Source organism: Empedobacter sp. GD03861, assembly GCF_029840885.1.
GTDB classification, from domain to species: domain Bacteria; phylum Bacteroidota; class Bacteroidia; order Flavobacteriales; family Weeksellaceae; genus Empedobacter; species Empedobacter falsenii_B.
Window position 1 is genome coordinate 12,556 of sequence record NZ_JAOCDJ010000015.1, and the last position, 19,667, is coordinate 32,222.

At 30.2% G+C, this 19,667-nt stretch carries 17 protein-coding genes; 12 read left to right on the forward strand and 5 right to left on the reverse strand.

Annotated elements, in window-relative coordinates; all coding sequences use genetic code 11:
* Positions 1-12 precede the first annotated feature (12 nt).
* The 3 genes from murF (at position 13) to N5D03_RS08920 (ending at position 3,036) form a co-directional block, all read left to right on the forward strand.
* Positions 13-1,293: a UDP-N-acetylmuramoyl-tripeptide--D-alanyl-D-alanine ligase gene (gene murF, locus N5D03_RS08910; RefSeq protein WP_280051415.1), complete on the forward strand. Its 1,281-nt coding sequence runs from the start codon at positions 13-15 to the stop codon at positions 1,291-1,293.
* A gap of 113 nt (positions 1,294-1,406) precedes the next feature.
* Positions 1,407-1,841 carry a hypothetical protein gene (locus N5D03_RS08915; protein WP_147280004.1) on the forward strand — a complete coding sequence of 145 codons (435 nt, stop codon included), beginning with the start codon at positions 1,407-1,409 and terminating at the stop codon, positions 1,839-1,841.
* An 85-nt stretch (positions 1,842-1,926) separates the two neighbouring features.
* Positions 1,927-3,036: an endonuclease gene (locus N5D03_RS08920; RefSeq protein WP_125349845.1), complete on the forward strand. Its 1,110-nt coding sequence runs from the start codon at positions 1,927-1,929 to the stop codon at positions 3,034-3,036.
* Positions 3,037-3,421: 385 nt separating this feature from the next.
* Here N5D03_RS08920 and fsa read toward each other — a convergent pair whose 3' ends face one another.
* Together fsa and N5D03_RS08930 are read right to left on the reverse strand one after the other, a co-directional pair.
* Positions 3,422-4,078, reverse strand: coding sequence for a fructose-6-phosphate aldolase (gene fsa / locus N5D03_RS08925; protein WP_280051416.1), 657 nt, complete (start codon positions 4,076-4,078; stop codon positions 3,422-3,424).
* A gap of 83 nt (positions 4,079-4,161) precedes the next feature.
* Positions 4,162-4,914: a glucose 1-dehydrogenase gene (locus N5D03_RS08930; protein WP_280051417.1), complete on the reverse strand. Its 753-nt coding sequence runs from the start codon at positions 4,912-4,914 to the stop codon at positions 4,162-4,164.
* A gap of 188 nt (positions 4,915-5,102) precedes the next feature.
* On the opposite strand from N5D03_RS08930, the gene N5D03_RS08935 reads away from it, so the two are divergent.
* From N5D03_RS08935 to N5D03_RS08970, 8 genes are all read left to right on the forward strand, one after another.
* A complete protein-coding gene (locus N5D03_RS08935) occupies positions 5,103-5,861 on the forward strand; it encodes a hypothetical protein (protein WP_280051418.1) in 759 nt (252 codons plus the stop codon).
* Positions 5,862-5,868: 7 nt separating this feature from the next.
* Complete coding sequence (locus tag N5D03_RS08940; protein ID WP_280051419.1) at positions 5,869-6,624, forward strand: hypothetical protein; 756 nt, start codon at positions 5,869-5,871, stop codon at positions 6,622-6,624.
* A 36-nt stretch (positions 6,625-6,660) separates the two neighbouring features.
* Positions 6,661-8,703, forward strand: coding sequence for a S9 family peptidase (locus tag N5D03_RS08945; protein ID WP_219034992.1), 2,043 nt, complete (start codon positions 6,661-6,663; stop codon positions 8,701-8,703).
* A 423-nt stretch (positions 8,704-9,126) separates the two neighbouring features.
* A complete protein-coding gene (locus N5D03_RS08950) occupies positions 9,127-9,765 on the forward strand; it encodes a hypothetical protein (protein WP_115000778.1) in 639 nt (212 codons plus the stop codon).
* A gap of 71 nt (positions 9,766-9,836) precedes the next feature.
* A complete protein-coding gene (locus N5D03_RS08955) occupies positions 9,837-10,118 on the forward strand; it encodes a hypothetical protein (RefSeq protein WP_219034993.1) in 282 nt (93 codons plus the stop codon).
* A 170-nt stretch (positions 10,119-10,288) separates the two neighbouring features.
* Positions 10,289-12,151 (forward strand): ATP-dependent DNA helicase RecQ, encoded by a 1,863-nt coding sequence (locus tag N5D03_RS08960; protein WP_125349839.1) that lies wholly within the window; start codon positions 10,289-10,291, stop codon positions 12,149-12,151.
* 2 nt (positions 12,152-12,153) lie between these two features.
* Complete coding sequence (fmt, locus tag N5D03_RS08965) at positions 12,154-13,095, forward strand: methionyl-tRNA formyltransferase (RefSeq protein ID WP_280051421.1); 942 nt, start codon at positions 12,154-12,156, stop codon at positions 13,093-13,095.
* A gap of 132 nt (positions 13,096-13,227) precedes the next feature.
* Positions 13,228-13,515: an HU family DNA-binding protein gene (locus N5D03_RS08970; protein ID WP_019975917.1), complete on the forward strand. Its 288-nt coding sequence runs from the start codon at positions 13,228-13,230 to the stop codon at positions 13,513-13,515.
* Positions 13,516-13,643: 128 nt separating this feature from the next.
* Here N5D03_RS08970 and N5D03_RS08975 read toward each other — a convergent pair whose 3' ends face one another.
* Positions 13,644-15,026: an MFS transporter gene (locus N5D03_RS08975; RefSeq protein WP_125349838.1), complete on the reverse strand. Its 1,383-nt coding sequence runs from the start codon at positions 15,024-15,026 to the stop codon at positions 13,644-13,646.
* 15 nt (positions 15,027-15,041) lie between these two features.
* On the reverse strand, positions 15,042-16,367 hold the full coding sequence (locus N5D03_RS08980; protein ID WP_125349837.1) for a DcaP family trimeric outer membrane transporter: 1,326 nt from the start codon (positions 16,365-16,367) through the stop codon (positions 15,042-15,044).
* Positions 16,368-16,956: 589 nt separating this feature from the next.
* On the opposite strand from N5D03_RS08980, the gene N5D03_RS08985 reads away from it, so the two are divergent.
* Entirely contained in the window at positions 16,957-17,796 is an 840-nt protein-coding gene (locus tag N5D03_RS08985; protein WP_221855927.1) for a GNAT family N-acetyltransferase, read from the forward strand.
* 52 nt (positions 17,797-17,848) lie between these two features.
* Here N5D03_RS08985 and N5D03_RS08990 read toward each other — a convergent pair whose 3' ends face one another.
* On the reverse strand, positions 17,849-19,657 hold the full coding sequence (locus tag N5D03_RS08990) for a chloride channel protein (protein WP_280051423.1): 1,809 nt from the start codon (positions 19,655-19,657) through the stop codon (positions 17,849-17,851).
* Positions 19,658-19,667 lie beyond the last annotated feature (10 nt).

Consider the following 19,667-nt stretch of genomic DNA (forward strand, 5'->3'; position numbering starts at 1 on the left):
TATTTTTACATTATGAAAACAGCAGAAATATTCGATCAATTTCTTAAATCGAAAATAGTTACGACTGATACACGCAACATCTCACAAAATTGTATCTTTTTTGCTTTAAAAGGAGCTAATTTTAATGGAAATACTTTCGCTCAAGAAGCGATTAATCAAGGAGCTGCAATGGCAATTGTTGACGAAAAAGAATTTGAAAATACATCTCAAAATATTTTTTTGGTTAATGATGCTTTAGAAACTCTACAAGATTTAGCGAGAACTTATCGTAATTACCTTAAAATACCATTTATTGGATTGACTGGTTCTAATGGGAAAACAACGACAAAAGAATTGATTTCAGCTGTTTTAAAAGAGAAATTCAAAACGCATTATACTTTCGGAAATCTGAATAATCATATCGGAGTTCCTTTAACTATACTTTCTATTCCAGAAGATACAGAAATGGCTGTGATCGAAATGGGTGCGAATCATCAAAAAGAAATCGAGTTATTAGCTTCTATTTCTCAACCAGATTATGGGTATATCACCAATTTTGGTAAAGCTCATTTAGAAGGTTTCGGAGGAATTGAAGGTGTGATTAAAGGAAAATCTGAATTGTATGATTTTTTGAGAGCAAATAACAGAACTGCTTTTGTCAATTTTAATGATCCAATTCAAGTTGAAAAAACTGAGGATATTAATCGAATTACATTTTCTGATCAATATAATGCAGATGTTCAAATCGAATTGATAGAAAGTGAAACTGAATATTTGGCGGTTAAATATCAAGATTTAAAAATTCAATCACATTTAACAGGAAACTATAATTTTAGCAATATTTCGTGTGCAATTGCAATTGGACAACATTTCGGGATTGACGCAAAATCTATTCAAAACGGAATCGAAAATTATTTTCCATCAAATAATCGTTCACAAATTATCAATAAAGAAAATTACAAAATTGTGATGGATGCTTACAACGCAAACCCAAGTAGTATGGAAGCTTCGTTAAATAATTTTGCAAAATTTGAAGGTTCTAAAACAATTATTATTGGTGATATGTTCGAGCTTGGAGAAGAATCCAAAGCTGAGCATCAACGTATTTTAGATTTAGCTGAAAGTTTAGATTTTGATCAAATTTTTATTTTAGGACATAATTTTGGCGAAACAATTACGAATAATCCAAAAGTTCAAAAATTTGAAAACCGCGTTGCCTTTGAAGAATATTTGAAAGAAAATCCAATCAAAACTCAAAATATTTTGATAAAAGGTTCTCATGGCATGAGACTTGATTTATTAGAAAATATTTAAAATCAACACACTGATTATCTGATGAATAAATCAAGTTTATTTTTTTTATTTTAATTTCTTTTTTCACATATCATCCTCTTCAAGCACAATCTGTAATTGAATGGAAAAAAGATATGAAGCTTAATTACAAAAACTTCAAAAAGAAACCTATTCAAACAAAGGTTCCTCAAGGATTTTTAGATTCAAAATTAGGTTGGCAAATTGCAGAATCTACAGGAGAACTTCCTGAACTTTGGGTTACCAATAAATTTGATGAAAGTAATTCGTGGCTATCTATGCAACATACAGAAATTTTAAAAGAAATGCAGTTGCAATTTGACTTGTCTGAATTATATGCACGAAAAATTAGAAAAGATTTTAAAGATTTACAAGCCAAAAAAGTCATGAATAAAGATTCTTATCGAGCAAAATTTTTGTTAGGTTCTAAGAATTTTCAGAAAAAATTGAAATCGATAGCTGGAGTTTCTTTAAATCAACCTGACTTATACAAATTATTAAATAAACAAATTCAAGATTCATTGGTGATTTATCAAAATTACAGTAAATAATTTAACAATTAGTAAACTTTAAATTTCATAAATTTATACAAAGTACAAGCTGTGGAAATCACAGCTTTTTTTAGCTAAATTGTTTATGAAAAAAATTTTATGTTCTTTATCTATATTTACAGTAAGTGTTTTAGCGTCAGCGCAAGCACCAAGTAACTATTACGACACTGCAACTGGTAGCAGCTTTACCTTAAAAACACAGCTATATGAAATAATAAAAAACCATACAGATTTAACATATGGCGGATTATGGACACTTTATAATAGAACAGATTCTGATAATGGTTTTTTAGATAAATATGATGAAAAAGATAATTCTATTTATGATATTTATTCAGAGATACCGAAAAAAATTGATCCTTATAATTTTATAAAATCTTCAGATCAATGTGGCAGTTCTGGTTATAAAAATGAAGGAGACTGCTACAACAGAGAGCATATTATTCCTCAAAGTGTTTTTAATAAAAACTCTCCTATGGTTGCAGATGCATTCCATATCTGGCCAACTGATGGTTATGTTAATAATAAAAGAGATAATTTTCCTTATGGAGTTGTTGAAAGTGCAACATACACTTCTTTAAATGGCTCTAAATTAGGAAGTAATAAAAACTCTGGATACTCTGCGGGATTTTCTGGAACAGTTTTCGAACCAATTGATGAGTTTAAAGGTGATATAGCTCGTGCTTATTTTTATTTTGCTACTCGTTATCAAGAAAATGGTATTCAGAGTTGGTCTTATGCTATGTTTAATAAAACAAAAGATAAAGTTTTTACAGACACTTTCTTGAAAATATTAATGACTTGGCATTTAAATGATCCTGTTTCTGATCGTGAAAAAGATATTAATAATTTAGTCTACAGATACCAAAAAAACAGAAACCCATTTATTGATCATCCTGAATATGCAGAAAAAATTTGGGGTTCGAATTTAGGAACTGGAGATTTCGAATATCAAAAGCGTGATGATGTTTCAGTTTACAATGTAACAAATCGTTCGATTAAAGTTAAACTTGAAAATAATTCGAAATCAATTCAGAAAGTTTCTGTTTTTAATTTCAACGGACAATTAATTAATGAAGTTTCTAATTCATCAAATCAAAAAGAAGTTGAAGTTAATTTCAAAACTCCAGGTGTTTATATCATCAAAGTTGTTGGAAAACAAATGGAAATCAATAAAAGAGTTGTTATAAAATAATCATTTATCAACCATCATAAAAAAAATCCTTCGCTCATACAAGTGAAGGATTTTTATTCTAGTAAATGGAAAAAATTATTAGTCATTATTGATATTTTTCTTAAAAAATGTGCTTCCATATAGAAACATGATTAATAAAAAAGGGATACCAAGCGTGACTGATAATAAAATAAATGTTTTTAACATACTAATAAGAAATATTTTAGTTTCTAATACTTTTATCAATTTACAATTAATAATTTTATATTATTCACAATAAAACATCTTTTTTTATTTATTAACACTATTTTTATCAACTTGATAATTAAAAGCTTTTCATTAATATAAATTCATAAAAAAAGTCGCTTAAAATTAAGCGACTCATATATAGAAAATTCTATTCAATTTATTGATTTCCTTTAGCGTAATCAGCTAAGAATTGTGCTAATCCAGAATCTGTTAATGGGTGTTTTAACAATCCTAAGATTGATGATAAAGGTCCTGTCATAACATCAGCACCAATTTTTGCACAATTAACAATATGCATTGTATTACGAACTGAAGCTGCTAAAATTTGAGTTTCGTACAAATAGTTATCATAAACCAAACGAATTTCTTCGATTAAGTTTAAACCATCTGTCGAAATATCGTCTAAACGTCCGATGAATGGAGAAACGTAAGTTGCACCAGCTTTTGCAGCTAATAATGCTTGTCCTACAGAGAAAACTAAAGTAACGTTAGTTCTGATTCCTTTTGTAGAAAAGTATTTACAAGCTTTTACACCATCTTTCGTCATAGGAATTTTAACTACGATTTGAGGATTTAAAGCTGCTAAAGCTTCACCTTCTTTTACCATTTCTTCGAAATCAGTAGAAATTACCTCAGCAGAAACATCTCCGTCAACTAATTCGCAAATTGCTTTGTAGTGATTCAAAATATTTTCTTGACCTGTAATTCCTTCTTTTGCCATTAAAGATGGATTTGTTGTTACACCATCTAAAACTCCTAAATCTTGGGCTTCTTGAATGTCAGCTAAGTTAGCTGTATCGATAAAAAATTTCATTGTTTGTTTGTATTTCGTTCAGGCAAAATTAAGGATTAAATTATAGAAAACCATTTAATCTTAAAGATTCACTCAAAAATATTTTAAACCGCTGTATATCCACCATCAACAAGGTAATAACCTCCTGTCATAAAGGATGCTTTGTCCGAACTTAAGAATAAAACTAATTCTGCAACTTCTTCTGGCTGCCCCAAACGACCCATTGGATGTTTTGTAACAAGCAATTCTAAATGATCTGCACTCAAATTATTCGACAACAAAGGCGTCATAATATAACCTGGTCCAACTGCATTACAACGAATATTTTTTGGTCCGTATTCCGCTCCAATGTTTTTCGTCAAACCTACAACTCCATGCTTTGCAGAAGTATAAGCCGAACTCATTGGCGCAGCAACAGTCCCATGAATAGAAGCCATATTAACAATAGAACCTCCTCCATTTTTTTCCATTGCTTGCAATTGATATTTACATCCGTAAAAAACACCATTAAAATTAATATCTATTACTTTTTTCCAACCATCTAACGGATAATTTTCTGTCATCTCAGCAGGACCTCCAATTCCAGCATTGTTACAAGCAATATCAAGTTTTCCATAAACTTCAAGTGTTTTATTTACTAACGCTTCATTATCTTCTGGCAATGAAGTATCCGCTTTAAAAAATATCGCTTCTCCTCCATTCTTTTTGATGATTTCCACCACTTCATTTCCGCCTTCTTCATTAATATCCGAAACGACAACTTTTGCTCCTTCTTTGGCATATAATTCAGCAACAGCTTTTCCAATTCCAGAACTAGCACCAGTTACAATCGCAACTTTATCTTTTAAACTTGACATAATTTTATGATTTTAATTTAAATAAAGTTAATCATTTATAATCAGATCTATAAATCATTTCTTACAAATAATATTATTTGAAATGATTCAATTTTATTAACTATTTTGGAATGAAAAATTCAGCATAACAAATATATTTAGGTTAAAACAATTCTATTTTTTTATATTTGATACAAATAACTTTTTAAATGAAAAATTTAATAGCTGCTATACTTTTATGTAGTTTTTCTACTATAAATGCACAAGAAACAAGTGATTATAAGTACATCAATATTCCTGAAAAATTTTCTAGTTTTGATAAAGATGAATATCAATTAAGTAATCGATTAAGATATATATTAACGCAGAAAAAATATGAAGTTTTACCTTCTGATAAATCTTCTTGGCCACAAGAAGTTGTGCAAAATCCTTGTTTAGCTTTGAATGCGGATATTTTAAAAGTTAAAAGTTTTTTGAATAATAAATTAGAGGTAAGTTTTACAGATTGTTCTAATAAAAATATTGAAAAATTTGAAGGAACTTCTAAGATTAAAGAATATGACAAAGGTTACCAAGAAGCAATAAAATTAGCTTTAAATCCTTTGAAATCTCAAAATGCAAAGGCCTCCGTTCCAATGGTGAAATTAGAAAAACCCCAAACAGAAACAACAGCTGCATATATGCCAGAACCAAAAGGAAATCAGGTCACTGCTACGAATTTATTGACAGATGGAACAACTACTTATCAAAAAATTGAACTACAAAATGGTGGTTTTATGTTGATGTCCGAAAACGGAAATCAAGTTGTTGCAAAATTTGAACCGACCCTAAAAAATGGAATTTACAGAGTAATTGTTACAAAAGGAAATTCGAATTATTTTTCGGTAGGATACATCAGTGGAAATACGATTTCCTATGAGGTTTCTGAAAATAATAGTTGGAAAGAAGTTAAATTATCGGCTAAATAATCTTGCTATGAAAATTATATTATCAAGTTTATTTCTTATTGCTTTATCGTCATTACAAGCACAAAATGTAGCTGATTACAAATATGTTATCATTCCTCAACTATTTAAAGATTTCGTAAAAGAAGATTATCAATTGAATACAGGATTGAAAACTGCTTTGAGAAAAAAAGAATATGAAATAGTAAATGAAAATTCTATTCCGTTAGATGTGCAAATCAATCCTTGTTTAGCTACAAAAGCAAATATTGAAAATACTTCTGTTGCTTTTAAAAATAAATTAAAAGTAACGTTTACAGACTGTAATAATAATGTGATTTCAACTTATGAAGGTTCGTCAAAGGAAAAAGATTTTACAAAAGGTTATCAAGAAGCCTTAACATTTGCTATGAATCAGGTTGGAAAACAAAATGCAAAAGATTTACCTGTAACTAAAACAGAAAATACAACAACTATTAAAGAAACAACGAATAAAGTCGTTACGCAAGTGTCAAATAAAACTGTAGAAAACAAAAACGTTTACAAATCAAACGGAAAAAATTACACAACAGCAAGTACAAATAACAACGAATTTGTATTAATCGACCAAGAAAATTCACAAGTTATTGCACAATTTTATCCAGCTGCTCAACAAAATATTTTCCATGTGACAGTGATTTCTCAAAACGGAAATTACCAAACAATTGGCTATTTGAACGGAAATAATATCATCATCGAATATAAAACAGGTGATAAATCTTGGTCAACTACAACTTATTCAAAGTAAGTTTTTATAGTACATTTGCACCTTAAATTTTAGAAAATGCAAGCACCTATTGCGAAAAAAATAGAACAAAAATTAGAAAAACACGGAGATATCCGCATCGATAATTATTATTGGTTGAATGATCGTGAAAACTCTGAAGTTATCAATTATTTGAACCAAGAAAACGAATACACAAAAGCTATTCTACAACCAACAGAAGCTTTACAAACCAAACTTTTTGAGGAAATGAAAGCGCGAATCAAAGAAGATGATTCGTCTGTTCCGTACAAATTGAATGGTTATTGGTATTTGACGGAATATCAAAAAGGAAAAGAATATCCAATTCACAAACGTCGAAAAGATAGTTTAGAGAATCCAGATGAAATTCTTTTTGATGTCAACACAATGGCTGAAGGTCATTCGTACTATCAATTGGGTGGAATTTCGATGGCACCAAATAATCAATTGGTTTCCTTTGGGGTTGACAATGTTTCGCGAAGAATTTATACGATTCAAATCAAAGATTTAACAACTGGAGAAATTCTTTCTGATAAAATAGAGAATACAACTGGAGGTTCTGTTTGGGCCGCTGATAATAAAACCTTGTTTTATACAAGAAAAGATGAAACATTGCGTGCTTATCAAATTTGGAAACACAAATTAGGTACAAAACAAGAAGATGATATTTTAGTTTTTGAAGAAGTAGATGATACGTTCAATGCGTTTGTTTACAAATCAAAATCAAGAGATTACATCATTATTGGATCTTCAAGTACTGTTTCTGACGAGTTTAGATATATTCCTTCTAATCAACCAGATGCTGAGTTTAAAATCTTTCAAAAAAGAGAACGTGATTTAGAATATTCAATCGAACATTTTGGTGATTCATTTTATATTCAAACCAATAAAGATGATGCTTTTAACTTCAAATTAATGAAAACTTCTGTCGAAAAAACAGAACAAGAAAATTGGATTGATGTAATTCCTCATCGCGAAGAAACATTGATTGAAGGTTTCGAAATTTTCAAGAATTATTTGGTTATCGAAGAGCGCACAAATGGTTTATTGCAGATGAATATCAAAGCATGGGATAATTCAACTGATTATTATTTGCCATTTAACGAAGAAACCTATACAGCAAATGTTGGCACAAATCCAGATTTTGATACTGACATTTTGCGTTACGGATATACATCGTTGACAACTCCTTCTTCTGTGATTGATTTTAACATGAATGATAAAACATTCGAAATCAAAAAAGAGCAAGTTGTTATAGGTGATTTTGATAAAGAAAATTATATTTCTGAACGTATTTGGGCAGAAGCTCGCGATGGAGAAATGGTTCCAATCTCATTAGTTCGTCGAAAAGATACGCCTCTTTCTGCCGAAACTCCTCTTCTACTTTACGCTTATGGTTCGTATGGTTACACGATAGAGCCTTATTTTAGTTCGGTTCGATTAAGTCTTTTGGACAGAGGTTTTATCTATGCAATTGCACATATTCGTGGTGGTCAATATCTTGGTCGCGAATGGTATGAAGATGGAAAAATGTTAGAAAAGAAAAATACTTTCTTCGATTATATTGATGCAGCAAAATATTTGATTCAACAAAATTATACGTCATCAAAACACTTGTACGCAATGGGAGGTTCTGCTGGTGGATTGTTGATGGGTGCTGTGATTAATTACGAGCCAACATTATTCAATGGTGTAATTGCGCAAGTTCCTTTTGTGGATGTTGTCACAACAATGTTAGACGATTCTATTCCATTGACAACAGGGGAATATGATGAATGGGGAAATCCAAACGAAAAAGAATATTACGATTACATGAAATCGTATTCGCCTTACGATAATGTGGAAGCGAAAGCTTATCCAAACCTTTATGTTTCGACAGGTTTACACGATTCTCAAGTACAATATTGGGAACCTGCAAAATGGGTGGCGAAATTAAGAGATTTAAAAACAGATAATAACATTTTACTTTTAGATACAAATATGGATACAGGACACGGTGGTGCATCTGGTCGATTCGAGTCATTGAAAGAAGATGCAAAAGAAGATGCTTTCTTATTTATGTTAGAAGGGATTACAGAATAAATTTCAAACCAAAAAGTCAACAAATTTGTTGGCTTTTTGTATTTTTAACCAAACCTACTCTATGACCTTTATTTTCTTAATTTTTGGATTAGCAATTGCTGATTTCAAACACTTATTCTAAAAGAAATTTGGCAAGTAAACCTTCGTCCAAAATGGATTTTATTTCTTATAACTCCTCTATTAATAAATATTACAGATTATTTTTGCGACGTTCAAATCACAGCTTTTGTATTTTTTGGAGCAATAGCTTCAATATTATTTATTGCAGTTACTGGTATAATTTTTCAAAATTCTACCAATTTTGAAGAAGAATCAAGCAGTTTCAAACGCGAAAAAAGTTATAGTGAAATTGTCCAAGATTATAATCAGCCTTTTAACCTAAATCCTGCTTGGGGAATTGTTTATCAACTCTATGTCGTTGCGATGATTGGAATTTATATTTTTGTTTCAAATGAAGTTTATGAATCTGATTTAAATTATAAATTGATTGAACAAGATTTAGTTTTACAACTATTATCACTTTTTATATTTACAGGATTTTCCATTATTATTTTGTTGTACAATTATTTAGACGGAAACAAAAATTATATTCCTTCCATTTTGACTGGAAAAAGATTAGTTGCAACACCAAAAGAAAGCAGAATTAATAAGGCAATTACCATAAGCGTTACGATTATATCATTCATTATTTTCTGTAAATTTTGTTACGATAAAGGAATTTATTTCAGCTTGAAATATATCTTTCAATCATTTGATTCTTCATCATTTCTATCAATAAATACAGGAATTATTGCATTTATTACTTTCAATTCTATTATTCTGATAATTAATCCATCACAAGTTGCAAAACGAAATATGATTCGCATTGCAACACTTATTCAATCTGCTTTTTTCAGTATTTTTTTATCAGCCGCAATTGTAGCCCCTTTTATGATTTTGCAAGATCGATTAGCTTACTTCAATATGAGTTCAGAAATTCTTTTATTTTTAGGATTTAATATTGTTTTATTAGTGAATGAAATTTCACTTTTTGTAAAATACAAAAAGGGTATAATCGATTAATTCTTCTAATAAATCACAGATTTTACCTAAATTTACAACAAAGCTTTGTACTTTCTGGAATCTATTTTAAAATGAAATTTAAACTTACACCAATATTAATTGTGTTGAGTATTTTAGAACTCTTCCTTTTATTTATGTCTATAAACTATCTTTTTATTGATAATAATGGAGGAAATGCCTTGGGTGGAACAATCGCTTTTTTTGGATTAATTATTTTCTTTTTTATTTTATTAATTGAACAACTTATTATAATAAGTATAAAAATTCCGATAAAATTTATTTGGATCATTGAATCTATAGTCTTAATGATTTCAATTATTTATGTTTATTATAATGGGATATCTATCGGATAATATAAAAAATGATAAATTCATTGATTAAGTAATTAAACCAAAATCACCCCATTATTTTTCTTATAAAAGCATAAAATTATTTACAATTTTTAAAAAAAATAACTAATGAAGTTTTAAGTTTAAACATAAAATCGCAGATTTTACCTAAATTTACAACAAAGCTTTGTAATTTGACACCAAAAGAAATTCTTTTTAAGTATTGGAATTATCCTTCTTTCAAAACGCCGCAAGAGGAAATCATCTCAAGCATTTTGGAAGGTAAAGATACGTTGGCAATTTTGCCGACTGGTGGCGGAAAATCTATCTGTTATCAAGTTCCAGCGATTATTTTTGATGGATTAACATTGGTCATTTCGCCGCTTATTGCGTTAATGAAAGATCAAGTTCAGAATTTACAATCAAAAGGAATTTCTACGGCATATATCACCAATGAAATTGATCAAAATACAATTGGGAAAATTTTGGACGATTGTCAAAACAACAAAATCAAATTATTATATGTTTCACCAGAGCGTTTGCAAAGTAGAATTTTTGTTGAACGATTGAAACAAATCAATATTAGTTTGCTTGCAGTTGACGAAGCGCATTGTGTTTCCGAATGGGGACATGATTTTCGACCTGCATATCATCGAATTTCGAGGTTAAAAACTATTCTTCCTAAAGTTCCAATCCTAGCGTTGACTGCAACAGCGACAGAAAAAATTCAGCAAGAAATTGTAGAAAAATTAGAGTTAGATAATCCCGAAGTATTTAAATCTTCTTTAAAAAGGGAAAATCTTTCGTACAATGTTTTTCTTTCAGCTGATAAGAAAAATGATTTGATTTATTATTTAAAAAAATATCCTGGTTCGAGTATTATTTTTGTTCGAAATCGAAAATTAACCTACGAAATTGCAAGTTTTTTAAGTCAAAATGGATTTGATGCCGATTTTTTTCACGCCAAATTAACCAAAGACGAAAAAGAGCAAAAACAGCAAGATTGGATGTTAAGTAATTCGCGAATTATGGTTTCGACAAATGCGTTTGGAATGGGAATAGACAAACCAAATGTTCGTACCGTTTTTCATATCGATTTGCCACAAGGAATAGAAGCGTATTACCAAGAAGTTGGGCGCGCTGGACGTGATGAACAGGAATCGTATGGAATTTATTTGTACAATCCTGATGATCGAATTCAAGCAGAAAATATTTTCAAAGCGAATTTACCTTCGCAACAAGATTTTATCAAAATTGGGAATTGTTTGTTTAGTCAATTGCAATTAGCGGAAGGCGAATTAACGGAAATGAATTATCAATTGGATCTTCCAAAATTTGCCGAAAAATTTGGTTTAAATCTTAAAATGGTTCTTCAATTTTTAGAGTTTTTAAATACGAAAGAAATCATTCAGCAAAAAAATTATTCACAAAATAGTAGCATTCAAATTTTGGCGTCACCACATTCGATTAATTTGAATGAAAACCGAATTTTTGATTATTTACAACGTCATTACCCTGGAATTTACACTTATAATAGAGAAATTTCGGAAAGTAAAATGGCGTTTGAATTGCATATGAGTATTGGCGACATTAGGAATAGCTTACACGAATATGCAAAAAATGGTTCTATTGATTATTCGGATCGATTTTTAGCGCGATTTAGATTTCTTGTTCCGCGCGATTCTAATGCGTTTAAAAATAAATTGTGGAAAGATTTCGAAGCAATTCAAGTGAATAATTGGAAACGTTTGCAAGCTATGGCTTATTATGCCGAACAAAATACAATTTGTAGAGAACGTTTATTATTTGGATATTTTAATCAAAAATCTGATCAAAATTGTGGTAAATGCGATGTTTGTCAATCCAAAAAACAAAATGAAAACTTTAATTCAACCGATTTAATTGAATATTTGAAAGAAGGTACAAAAACGCAAGCCGAAATCCTTTCAAAATTCATAAATTCGCCAAAAGATAAAATCGTCGAAGAATTGCAATATTTGATAGACGAAATGCGAGTTCAACCAATTGGATTCGATTCTTATAAACTAATAGAATAAAAATGCGAGTAGTCTTTATGGGTACGCCCGAATTTGCGGCGACATCTTTGAATGAAATCAATACAAATAGTCATCACGAAATAGTTGGAGTTGTTACTGTTCCAGATAAACCGTCTGGTAGAGGACAAAAAATGAATATTTCTGATGTCAAAAAATATGCAGTTGAACATAATTTGCCTTTGGCTCAACCAGAAAAATTACGAGACGAAGCTTTTATCGAAACATTAAAAAGCTGGAATGCTGATGTTTTTGTTGTTGTAGCTTTTCGTATGTTGCCACAAGTTGTTTGGTCAATTCCGTCGAAAGGAACATTCAATTTACACGGTTCACTTCTTCCTCAGTATCGCGGAGCTGCACCAATTAATTGGGCTGTGATGAATGGTGATCAGGAAACTGGAGTAACAACTTTCTTAATTGATGAAAAAATTGATACCGGAAATATCTTAATTTCTGATAAAGTAGAAATTGGAGAAAATGATAATGTTGGTAAAATTCATGACGAATTGATGCATATCGGTGCAAAATTAGTTGTGAAAACGTTGGATGGTTTAGAAAATGATTCATTAAAACCTCATCCGCAAGATGAAACAACAGAATTAAAACATGCTCCAAAAATCTTTAAGGAAGATTGTAAAATAGATTGGAACGATTCAATTACTGCTATTCACAACAAAATTAGAGGACTTTCTCCTTATCCATGTGCATGGACAACTTTTGGAAATGGCGAAAATTATAAATCGTTAAAAATATATGCAGGTCTAAAAACGGATATTGTTGTTGAAGGAGAAGATTATCAATTAATTTTACAAAAAAATAACCTTTATATCAATCTACCTCAAGGAGTTTACGAAATTTTAGAACTTCAACCGGAAGGAAAGCGTCGTATGACAGCCAAAGATTTCATCAATGGACATCAAAACGAGGATACCTTATTCGTAAAATAAGTACTTATTTACTGATTTTTGACACCGATTTCATAAAATTTTGCATTTTTATTGAAATTTATTGCGTTGAAACTTGCACAAATAAAGGGAAAGAGTATATTTGTGTATAAATTAATTTAAAAAGTTACAACTATGAACAAATCAGAACTTATCGATGCAATTGCAGCTGACGCTGGAATTTCTAAAGAAGCTGCTAAAAAAGCCTTAAACTCATTTACAGAAAATGTAACTAAAGCTTTAGCAAAAGGAGACAAAGTTGCTTTAGTAGGATTCGGTACTTTCTCAACTTCTGAGAGAGCTGCAAGAACAGGTATCAACCCACAAACTAAAAAAGAAATTAAAATTGCTGCTAAAACAGTAGCTAAATTTAAAGCTGGATCTGAATTATCAGGAGCAGTTGATACAAAAAAGAAAAAATAATATTTCTGATACAATAAAAAATCCACTCGTTTGAGTGGATTTTTTTTACGCCTTGAAATTTAATTAATTCTTCAAAAAAAATCCTTCAAGAATACTTGAAGGATTTTTACATTTTATCTAATATTGATTTAATTATCTTCTGTTAAATCTGTTTTGTACGTTTCTGGAATTGTAAAATAATTCACTAAAATCGCAATAAAGATTAATATCAATGGATAAGCTAATCCAATATAAGGCGACATAGCAGCCGAAACGATAATCGTACTTTTGATTAATTCCGTTACAAAAGTTGTTGCTCCACCAATAAATCCATTTCCCATATTTTGTGCAAATCCCATACTAGTGTATCGAATCTTTGTTGGGAAAATTTCTAACATAAAAGCTCCAAGCGGACCATATGTTGCTGCTCCTGCAATTGAAGTAATTAAACTTACAACTACAATTCCTAAAACTGCTAAATTCGAAATATCATGAACTTCTTTCAATCCTTCAGGATTTCCTAATTTCATGTACAAAAAAAATGATAATGGAATTAAGATAAAACTACAAATCATTCCACCTAACATAACAGGTTTACGACCAATTTTATCACTTAATGCACCAAACCATTGATAGAAAAATGAACTAAATAATGTAGAACATAAAACAACAATTAAAACTGTTTCGTAAGGTAAGTTAACTGCGCGTTGTAAGAAGAAAAGCGTAACGAATAACGTTGTTTGCATAATTGTACTTTGCGCCGCATTTCCTCCAAAAATAGCCTTTAACATTAACTTTACGTTTCCTGGAGTTGTAAAAGCATCTTTAATTGGAGTTTTAGATGTTTTTCCTTCTTTTTTTAATTGTTCAAAAATTGGACTTTCATGTAAGCGTTGACGAATAAAGTAACTCAAAATCACTAATATTCCACTAAATAAGAATGGAATCCTCCATCCGAAACTTGCAAAAGCCTCTTCTGATAAAAATGATTGTGTTAAGAAAACAACTGTTAAACATAATAATAATCCAATTGGAACAGTTGCTTGAATAAACCCTGTGTAAAATCCTCGCTTCTCTGCTGGCGCATGTTCTGCTACATAAATTACAGCACCTGCATATTCTCCACTAATTGCAAGTCCTTGCATAATGCGGCAAAACAATAATAAAACAGGAGCAAACCAACCTACACTATCAAAAGTTGGAATACAACCAATCAAGAATGTAGCTGCTCCCATCATAATTAAAGAAACTAAGAATGAATATTTTCTACCAATACGATCTCCAATACTTCCAAAAATTAATGATCCAATCGGACGGAACATAAATGATGAAACCACTACTGCAAGTGTTTCTAAGAAATGCGACGAACCATCGTTAGGAAATAATTGTGTTGATAATACACTAGCTAAGATGATTGCCAAGAACATATCGTACCATTCGATTAAGGTTCCGACAGATGATGCTAAAATAATTTGGAAAATATTATCCTTCTTCGCTACTGTTTGCGAAGTATCTAAAGTATTTGTACTCATGTTTTTTGTGTAATATTAGAAGTTAAATAATGTTGTCAGTTGAAATCTATTGTTATTTGCTAAATATTTATTTTCGGTTCCCGTACCTTTTATCGTCGCATCTGCCCATTGCGCTGTGCTTCGATCATATTCTAATCTAAATTTTAAGGCTTTGCTTAAGGTAAGATCTAAACGAGGAACTACTTTGTACAAATAATTTACAGTGCGTGTACCTGGAGTTGCCGAAATTGCGCCCCAATTTGTCGTTACACCATAAGATATTGATGCAATTGCTCCTTCTACTGGATTTTTCACACCATTATTTCTAACATAACCTGCAAATAGTCCGAACGAAAATTTACCTGTTGAGTTTTGTTGCAAATCAATCCACATACTATGCGTATTCATTGGTTTATATGTTTCAACAGCCGTCGGACTTGTTTGATATCCTACAATTCCACCAAGTTGTACAAAAGACGACGCATCTTGCATCAAATATCCAGCGAAAGTTACTTGTAAAGGTTTTGTATTTAACTTAGAATAAGCCATAAACGAAACATTTTCAACTCGTTCATTAGACTTAACAGGAGGATTTCCTGAAGATAATTTTGGCTTCAAATTTTCATATTGCGCACCAATTCCGGCAGTAAAAACTTGTGATTTATATTGAAATTGAAGATGAGCCGCTGGCATTCCACTATTTCGAAAGGGCTCTGTATTTGGAGTAAAATCTCGTTGAGAATGTAAAGCAGCAATAACTTTAAATTTGTCTGTGAATTTATGCGTTAAACGAACTTGAGGATTACGATTTAAAGCATAAACAGGCGCACCAGTTCCATAATTTGCAACATTTGGCAAAGCTTCTAACACAACGAAAGGATGCCAATATTGTCCAATCCCTAATTGCGTTTTCTCCCAATCCAACATCACATATGCGTGACGCAAACGAAACTCGTTGATTCCTCCTTCTGTTGCTCCAAAAAATTCTCCCTCTAAAATACCAGAAGTTTTAGCTCCAAGTAATTCTGGACCTTTCAAATTAACACCAGCTCTCGAAACAATCGATAACATGTGAAATTTAGAAGCTGCATTGATATCAGCACCGTTTACATCCGATAAACGATCTTTTGGATAAAGCGGAACCAAAGCCTCTCCTGCTCCAATCATTTGACGCGTATCCATAAAAATATCATTCCTGATAAATCCATAAAACTGCACATCAACTTTGTCTTTGTTTTCTCTTGGTTGTATTAATTCTACTTTTTCTACAACCACACTATCTGTCGTTTTCTGTTGAGCAGAGACATAGCTATAGCTGCAAAATATAGCTAGACAAGCCAATTTTGTTAAATTTTTACTCATTTTTTTTGTGATAATTTGAACGACTAAAATAATCAAAAGAAAAAAACTAACAAATGTTCGTTAATCATTTTTTAATAATTTTTCAAAGCTTTATTAAATTCATCATATGTTTAAATATTTTTTGAGAAATAGATATTTTGAAATAAGTTTTGGAAAGAAATTTTGAGAATTTGGTATTTTAATTAGTGTAACAAATACACTTTACTTGAATTCTTCGAGGAGTATTTTTCAAAAAAAATCGAGAGAAGAATAATTGTTTCAACAAATGAGGAGAAAGTTAGACTTCTCTCGTAGTTTTAGTTTTAAAAATGTATGCAAATTTATTGATTACAGAATTTTCTTCAGCATAATCAATAATAAGCTTATGTTAAATCATAAAAAAAAGAAGTTTTCTTAATTCTATATATTATCCTCTACACTATTTTTAAAATTTATGTATAATTATTCAGTCAATATTATTAAATAAATTATATTTTTATCAAATTCGGATTACATAGTTCAAATAAAATTCAATCTTTACTAATTTTTTAAGATTTTTTTTAGAAAAAACTTAAATGTTGGGGCTATTTTTGCTTTGCAAATTACAGCTATGCAAACAAACATTGAAATACACTCATTAAATCATGTTGATTTGGAAGAATTATCAGCCTTATATAATCTTTCTTATCAAAATTATTACGTTTCTATCAATCTTTCAACTGAACAATTTCAGGGAAAATTAAAAATGGAAGATATCAATCTAGATTATTCTGTAGGTGCTAGTATTGATGGAAAATTAGTTGGCTTTTTACTTTATGGAATTAGAAATTATAACGAAGTAAAAACAGCTTATATTGGTGGAACGGGCGTTTGTCCTGAACATCGTGGAAAAAAAATCACACAACAAATGTTAGATTTTAGTTTTCCAAAATTGAAAGAACAACAAGTAAAAAACATATTTTTAGAAGTAAATATTAAAAATGATTTTGCTATTAACGCTTATGAAGCTTGTGGTTTCGAAAAAACAAGAACTTTAAACAGTTATAAAGGAATTCCTATTTTGGTCGTAAATCCATTACATGAAATTATAGAATTTAGTGATTTAGATTTGATTACAAGTGAAAACTTTTGGGACATAAAACCTACTTGGAAAAATGATATTCAAAGTGTAAAAAATATCATCGAAGATTGTCAAATAAATGGAATTTATGAAGATGGAATTTTAGTTGCTTATAAAATTATCAACAAAAATAATACACGTATTTATCAATTTGGTGTTCATCACGATTATAGAAATCGTTATTTAGCTTCCATCCTTTTCAGCGATTTGAAAAATAAAGAGATTAAAATGATTAATGTTGACGAAAGAGAAATCTCTACAAATGATTTTATTCAATCGATGGGATTAGAATTGTACGACAAACAATATGAAATGAAAAAAGAATTATAATGAAAAGCCTCTAAAAATAGAGGCTTTTTTTGTATATTATATTCAAATATTTCTACTCAATTCTCAACTTATTCAAATTACTTCGATAACTTTCTAATAATAAACTTTCGGTTACATAACCTTCAAATTTACCTTTTTTAGTGAGTAAAATATAATCTATTTTTTTTGCTTCCATCATTTTCATCACGTTTGCAGCATTCGTAAAAATAGATGTCGAAGTTGCTTCTGTAATACATTCTAAGTAGCTTTTATCAATATTATCATTAAAAATAAATGATCGAATATTATCTAAAACTATAATTCCATGAATCGATTTATCTTCGTTTAGAACTGGAATAAAGTCTTGTGTTGTAGTAGAAAAAATTTCTTTTATATCTTCAATTGAATTGTAAACCGTCAATGTTTTGATATTCTTGATATAAATCGAAAACAAATCAATTTTATTGAACAAATTTCGGTCTTTATCAGATGTAAAAACAATTCCTTTTTCTGCTATTGCGTATATATCCATCGAATATTTGTCGTATCGTTTTGAAATTGCAAAACTTATTGAAGAAACAATCATTAATGGAATAATTAATCCATAACCTCCAGTAATTTCAGCAATTAGGAAAATCGCTGTTAATGGGGCGTGAAACAATCCACTTAAAACAGCTGCCATTCCAACAACTGTAAAATTACCAACTGGAACTTCTTTGAAACCGATTAAATTAAAAAATTTTGCAACGACAAAACCAAGATAAGACCCAACAAATAATGATGGCGCGAAGTTTCCTCCGTTTCCTCCACTTCCTAAAGTTAGACCTGTTGCTATAGATTTGATTAAAATTGTGACAAAAACAAATCCTAAAACTATCCATTGATTCGTTCTAAAACTCTCTAACAAAGAGTTATTTAAAATAAAACCCGCTTCATCATTTGCTAAATATTTTATACTCTCATAACCTTCACCAAATAAAGTTGGGAAAAAGAAAATCAATATTGCTAAACTTCCCGCTCCAACAATCGCTCGCCAATATACATTATCCGAATAATTTCCTATCAAATGTTCTACTTTACGAAATAATCGAGCATGGTAAACTGAAACAAACCCTGCTAAAACACCCAAAATAACATAGAAAATAACATTATGATAATCAAACCCTAACGCATAACGAAAGGATAATAACATATTGCTTTTTAAAGTTAAATTAGCAATTAAAGCCCCCGTTGCAGAAGATAACAATAAAGGAATAAAAGCAGTAACACTCATATCCGCTAATACAATTTCTATCGCGAACAAAACACCTGCAATTGGCGCATTGAATGCTGTCGCAATACCAGCTGCAACACCACAAGCCAACAAAAGTGTTCTTTCTTTGTATTTGAATCTGTAATATTGTGCATAATTAGAACCAAAAGCTGCACCAGTAATTGTAATTGGGGATTCTAAACCAGCCGAACCACCCATACCAACTGTTAAGGAACTCGTTAAAATCTGAGCATACATCTGTTTTTTAGGCATTATTCCAGACTTTTTAGCTACAGCAATCATAATTTGAGAAGTTCCCTTTTCTATCGAACCATCCAAAAATTTCTGTACTACAAAAACCGTCAACAAAATACCTATAATTGGCAATATACTATTGATATAAGGTAGTTTGACTAAATTATTAATATAAATAGTAAATTGAAAAACATTGTGCGCAAAAGTTTTTAGCACAATCACTGCAAAAGCAGATGAAATAGCTACTAAAATACACGATAAATACAAAAATTGTCGCTCTGTTAAAACCAATTTTAACAGGTTCAACAAGTTTTGAAAAAAATTAAATGATTTTTTAATGTATTGAAAAAACTTTTGTTTTGTAGAAAGTCGCATACTTCAAAAA